Here is a 5097-nt window from a genome sequence, read left to right as displayed (position 1 = left end):
CAGAAGTGAAACGCCGTAGCGCCGATGGTAGTGTGGGGTCTCCCCATGCGAGAGTAGGGAACTGCCAGGCATCAAATAAGTGGAAAGCCCCGTACGAAAGTGCGGGGCTTTTTGCTATGCGGAATTTAGCTCTGCATGGACTTTGTTTATTGGTCTTGAGGCCCACCCCAACTTATAAAACTCTGCGTATCAGGATATCGGATCGGTTAAACTAAGCACAAATAAGTCACTCATGAGTAATATTGCTATGTCGATTGGCGACACTTCTCTTCAATCCCTGAATACTTTTTCTCTGGCGGCTTATGCTGCTGAAATCACGCATGTCCAGAACACTGAACAACTCATAGCAGCATGGAAATCAGCGAAGGAAAAGGAGCAGCCTTTTTTACTTTTAGGCGAAGGAAGTAATGTTCTTTTCCTGGAGAATTTTGCAGGGTCAGTAGTGCTGAACCGGATCAAAGGTATTGAGCTGGATGAAAATGCAGAGGAATGGCTGTTGCATGTGGGGGCTGGTGAGAATTGGCATCAATTGGTTTCTTATGCATTAGAGCATGATATTCCGGGTCTGGAAAATCTTGCTTTAATTCCCGGATGCGTAGGTTCTGCTCCTATTCAAAACATAGGTGCATATGGTGTCGAACTGCAGAGTATCTGTGGTTATGTGGATGTTTTGGATTTGCAGAGCGAAAAGGTCATCCGCGTGCAATCCGACGAATGCCAGTTTGGTTATCGCGAGAGCATATTTAAACATTCCTATAAAGAAGGGTATGCCATTATTGCCGTAGGCCTGAAGCTGACAAAACAATGGCAGCCGAAATTAACTTATGGGGAGCTGACTCGCTTAGATCCTGAGACTGTGAGCCCCCGTCAGATCTTTGATTTAGTTTGCGCGATGCGACAGAGCAAATTACCTGACCCCGCCATTACCGGTAATGCGGGGAGTTTCTACAAGAACCCTGCTGTTGACGCTTCTGTGGCAGAGAAAATCAGCAACGAATATCCTTCTATGCCGTCTTATCCACAAGCTAATGGGCAAATTAAACTTGCTGCAGGATGGTTGATTGAACAGGCTGGTTTGAAAGGTTTTACCGTTGGCGGCGCAGCAGTTCACGATAAACAGGCGTTAGTACTGATTAATAAAGATCATGCGAGCAGCGCTGATGTACGTGCATTGGCTAAATATGTACGTGATGTTGTTGCAGAGAAATTTGGTATCTGGCTTGAACCAGAGGTTCGTTTTATCGCCGCGAAGGGTGAAGTGGACGCCGTGGGTGCGCTGTCATGAAAGATATTACCGTTCCTCTGCAACTGATCTCCATTTTGGCTGATGGTGAATTTCATTCCGGTGAGCAGTTAGGTGTAGTCATTGGCATGAGCCGTGCAGCAATTAATAAACACATCCAGACGGTACGTGACTGGGGCGTTGATATATTTACAGTGCCGGGCAAAGGTTATAGCCTGCCATCTCCTATCCAACTGCTCGACGAGGAGAAAATCCTCAAGCTGCTTCCGGCGGGTCAGGTCAGAGTTCTGTCCGTTATTGATTCAACCAATCAGTATCTTTTAGACCGAATTGGCGAATTAAGCTCTGGCGACGCATGTGTTGCGGAATATCAGCAGGCCGGCCGGGGACGTCGCGGGCGAAAATGGTTCTCACCTTTTGGCAGTAATCTTTATCTTTCTATGTACTGGAAGCTGGAACAAGGGCCTGCCGCCGCAATGGGGCTAAGCCTGGTTATCGGGATTGTCATGGCTGAGGTGCTTCAGCGCCTTGGAGCTAAAGATGTACGGGTGAAATGGCCAAATGATCTTTATCTTAATGACCGTAAGCTGGCTGGGATACTGGTTGAACTGACAGGTAAAACCGGCGATGCGGCACAGTTGGTTATCGGCGCGGGCATTAACCTCAAAATGCGTGAACCGGCTTCTGACGCCATCACTCAGGGATGGATAAATTTGCAGGAGGCGGGTGTTAATATTGACCGCAATGAACTCACAGCAATGCTGCTGAAAGAGTTAAGGTCAGCATTATTACATTTCGAACAGGAAGGATTAGCACCTTTTATTCCCCGCTGGCGTGGTTTAGATAATTTCCTTGATCGTCAGGTTAAATTACTCATCGGTGACCAGGAAATTCATGGTATCGAGCGCGGGATTGATCCGCAGGGTGCTTTGTTGCTTGAACAGGATGCGGTAGTTAAACCTTATATTGGCGGTGAGATTTCACTGCGCGGTATCTGACTAAAATAAAGGAGAGTATCAGGCTCTCCTTTATTCGTTAACGACAGTAAATTTATTTTCTCAGCCGAACACTTTCAACAGCGTGATTAGCACTTTTCGTCAAGATTAGGCTGGCTCTTTCACGGGTTGGGAGAATGTTCTCCTTTAAATTCAAACCGTTAATCTCATTCCATAACTGTGTCGCAATATTCACAGCTTCTTCTTCTGGCAATTTTGCATAATGGTGGAAATAAGAATCTGGGTCTGAGAAAGCGCCTTGGCGGAATTTCAAGAAACGATTGATATACCAGCTCTGCAATAAATTTTCAGGTGCGTCAACGTATATAGAGAAATCGACAAAGTCGGAAACAAATACACGATGTGGATCATGAGGATAATCCATGCCACTTTGTAAGACATTAAGCCCTTCAAGGATCAAAATATCTGGCTGCTCAATAACTTTATTGCCATCAGGTATCACATCGTAGATCAGATGTGAATAGACTGGCGCGGTAACATGTCGTGCCCCTGACTTAACCTCTGAAACGAAATTCACCAGCTGGTGCATATCGTAAGATTGAGGGAATCCTTTTTTCTTCATGATCCCACGCTCCTGGAGCGTCTTATTGGGATAGAGGAAACCATCTGTGGTGATCAGCTCTACTGAGCGATGCTCTGGCCAACGGCTTAATAATGCCTGGAGGACGCGGGCTGTCGTACTTTTACCTACCGCTACACTCCCAGCAATTCCAATGATATAAGGAATTTTCTGTCCATCTGTACCGAGGAACTGCTCAAGCACGGCTTGTCGGCGCAGGTTGGAACTGATGTAAAAATTGAGAAGGCGTGAAAGTGGCAGATAGATCTGCGCGACTTCCTCGAGGGATAAATCCTCGTTTATGCCTTTCAGGTTCACCACTTCAGCCTCTTTGAGCGTGAGTGGTACTGAATCACGTAAGGCTGCCCACTGCGTACGATCAAACTGCAGATAAGGAGTTGCCAAAGATGGGTCTCTTTTTTTCATAAGTTAAAGTCTGCCTGTTAGCGCAGGTCAGGAAAGGCGATCACGCCAACTCCAGACAGTAAACCAGCAGCATATTATAGACACCTTAATTTTTGAGGGAGATCTTTTTCTTATAACTTATCGATTTCTTTGATTGAGTTTAAAAATTTTTGAGAAACTTATGCAAGTGAGGAAAGTCTGTGAAAGTGCGATGAAATACTCACCGCACTTTCACAGACTAAAAGAGGGGGTGAGAGGCGCAGGTGAAGGGCGGTAGTTGTTTGTAATAGACTACTTCATTTTTTCTGCTGTAACGGGCTGAGTCTTGCCTGAGTGTCGCACAGCGATAACCCTGAGCCCGATAGAAAGCTTCGGCGTCCGAACCTGACTGCATATCTGAAGACAGAACGGAGCAACGCAGGTTCTGTGCGGTATTTTCCAGTGCACGCATTAACAGACGACCGACGCCGCGTCGTCTCGCACGGGCACAGACCAGCAAAGTACTCACTTCGGCCTGATGAGGTAAATCCGGAGAATGGGCCAGATCGAGCTGAACGGTCCCAATGACACCTTGTTCATCTCTGGCGATCCAAAGCAGTCGCTCATTTTGAGTTAGTGCAGGGCGTAAATCATGAAAAGAGTCTTCCGCCTCTCTTTGTCCGGTGACGTGCGGGAACCCCACGCAAGCGCCTGTACTGTTGGCTTCGATGAGAAGTTGTGCCAGTTCATCTCTATAAACAGGCAATGTTGCGGCGTTGAGCATGACAATTTTCATAGCTGCACTCCTTAAAATAACAAAACAGTGCGTACGCAATGAAGAGTGCAAGAACTGCGCCAATATAAATGGCCTTGAAATCAGGTGTAACTGATAAAGAAATGCCTTTTGATGTTCATTTGTGAGGCAAAAGCACATTTTCAGTGCATAAATGAGACGGTTAAGCTCTGCGAAGGATTTATTTCATTAATGAAGTGTAGGAAAGTGGTTCATATCTTGCTCAGACAGGTATGAAGAAGTCGCACTTTTGGATATATTTTCACCCCTTAAACAGCGGAAAAAGGGAAAAAGCTTACTTTTTGAATAAAACATGAGCGATAGTGCAAAACATGCAATTTTTTTGTTGCATACCCCGTAAAGTCTCCATAGAATGCGCAGCACTTGATGCCGGCATAGCTCAGTTGGTAGAGCAACTGACTTGTAATCAGTAGGTCCCGAGTTCGACTCTTGGTGCCGGCACCATTCAAGTACTTAACAATTAGGTGGGGTTCCCGAGCGGCCAAAGGGAGCAGACTGTAAATCTGCCGTCATCGACTTCGAAGGTTCGAATCCTTCCCCCACCACCATATAAGCCTTAGTAATGAGGCAGCTTGAAGTGAAAGAGTCGCTTCAGGTGAAGGTGAGGAATTAAGTGTCTCACGTCCTTTTCCCCGTCTTCAAGTTCTTCAGAACAATCAGGTAGCCGAGTTCCAGGATGCGGGCATCGTATAATGGCTATTACCTCAGCCTTCCAAGCTGATGATGTGGGTTCGATTCCCACTGCCCGCTCCAAGTATGTGCTGATATAGCTCAGTTGGTAGAGCGCACCCTTGGTAAGGGTGAGGTCGGCAGTTCGAATCTGCCTATCAGCACCACTTCCAAATTCTCCCTCCTGATTTTCTTTCTGTAAACTAATTCGTCAAGCAAATGCTTGGTTGATGTGGTGATACCACCGATTTAACCGTGTCTTAGAGGGACAATCGATGTCTAAAGAAAAATTTGAACGTAACAAACCGCACGTTAACGTTGGTACTATCGGCCATGTTGACCACGGTAAAACTACCCTGACTGCAGCAATCACTACCGTTCTGGCTAAAACCTACGGCGGTTCTGCACGCGC

The 5097-nt window shown here is 46.4% G+C and carries 5 protein-coding genes and 4 tRNA genes; 7 read left to right on the top strand and 2 right to left on the bottom strand.

Translation table 11 applies throughout. The features are described 5' to 3' along the window. Nucleotides 1-247: 247 nt before the first annotated feature. Together murB and birA are read left to right on the top strand one after the other, a co-directional pair. A complete protein-coding gene (murB, locus tag HGO41_RS25605) occupies nucleotides 248-1285 on the top strand; it encodes a UDP-N-acetylmuramate dehydrogenase (protein WP_112152630.1) in 1038 nt (345 codons plus the stop codon). Beyond that, a complete protein-coding gene (birA, locus tag HGO41_RS25600; protein WP_112152629.1) occupies nucleotides 1282-2241 on the top strand; it encodes a bifunctional biotin--[acetyl-CoA-carboxylase] ligase/biotin operon repressor BirA in 960 nt (319 codons plus the stop codon). Before murB ends, birA begins: the two co-directional genes overlap by 4 nt. Nucleotides 2242-2293: 52 nt before the next feature. Here the strand turns inward: birA and coaA are convergent, their stop codons facing one another. Both coaA and HGO41_RS25590 read right to left on the bottom strand, forming a co-directional pair. Then, the gene (gene coaA / locus HGO41_RS25595) at nucleotides 2294-3244 is read right to left on the bottom strand and encodes a type I pantothenate kinase (protein WP_013577417.1); all 951 of its coding nucleotides are present in this window, start codon (nucleotides 3242-3244) and stop codon (nucleotides 2294-2296) included. Nucleotides 3245-3461: 217 nt separating this feature from the next. Beyond that, on the bottom strand, nucleotides 3462-3998 hold the full coding sequence (locus tag HGO41_RS25590) for a GNAT family N-acetyltransferase (protein WP_013577416.1): 537 nt from the start codon (nucleotides 3996-3998) through the stop codon (nucleotides 3462-3464). A 386-nt stretch (nucleotides 3999-4384) separates the two neighbouring features. On the opposite strand from HGO41_RS25590, the gene HGO41_RS25585 reads away from it, so the two are divergent. From HGO41_RS25585 to HGO41_RS25565, 5 genes are all read left to right on the top strand, one after another. After that, a tRNA-Thr gene (locus HGO41_RS25585) sits at nucleotides 4385-4460 on the top strand. 19 nt (nucleotides 4461-4479) lie between these two features. After that, nucleotides 4480-4564: transfer RNA gene (locus HGO41_RS25580), tRNA-Tyr, on the top strand. Nucleotides 4565-4694: 130 nt separating this feature from the next. Beyond that, nucleotides 4695-4769: transfer RNA gene (locus HGO41_RS25575), tRNA-Gly, on the top strand. Nucleotides 4770-4776: 7 nt separating this feature from the next. Further along, nucleotides 4777-4852: transfer RNA gene (locus HGO41_RS25570), tRNA-Thr, on the top strand. Nucleotides 4853-4960: 108 nt separating this feature from the next. Continuing rightward, nucleotides 4961-5097 (top strand): GTP-binding protein (locus HGO41_RS25565; RefSeq protein ID WP_228389065.1); only part of this gene is annotated, 137 nt, incomplete at its 3' end.

The sequence above is a fragment of the Rahnella sp. CG8 genome (genome assembly GCF_023701875.1).
Taxonomy (GTDB): domain Bacteria; phylum Pseudomonadota; class Gammaproteobacteria; order Enterobacterales; family Enterobacteriaceae; genus Rahnella; species Rahnella aceris.
The sequence above is the reverse complement of the archived record's forward strand: the minus strand, read 5'-3'. Positions and strand labels throughout refer to the sequence as shown.

Coding starts and splice junctions, on each gene's coding strand:
- birA (WP_112152629.1), top strand. CDS start 1,282: ATGAAAGATATTACCGTTCCTCTGCAACTGATCTCCATTTTGGCTGAT.
- coaA (WP_013577417.1), bottom strand. CDS start 3,244: ATGAAAAAAAGAGACCCATCTTTGGCAACTCCTTATCTGCAGTTTGAT.
- HGO41_RS25590 (WP_013577416.1), bottom strand. CDS start 3,998: ATGAAAATTGTCATGCTCAACGCCGCAACATTGCCTGTTTATAGAGAT.
- murB (WP_112152630.1), top strand. CDS start 248: ATGTCGATTGGCGACACTTCTCTTCAATCCCTGAATACTTTTTCTCTG.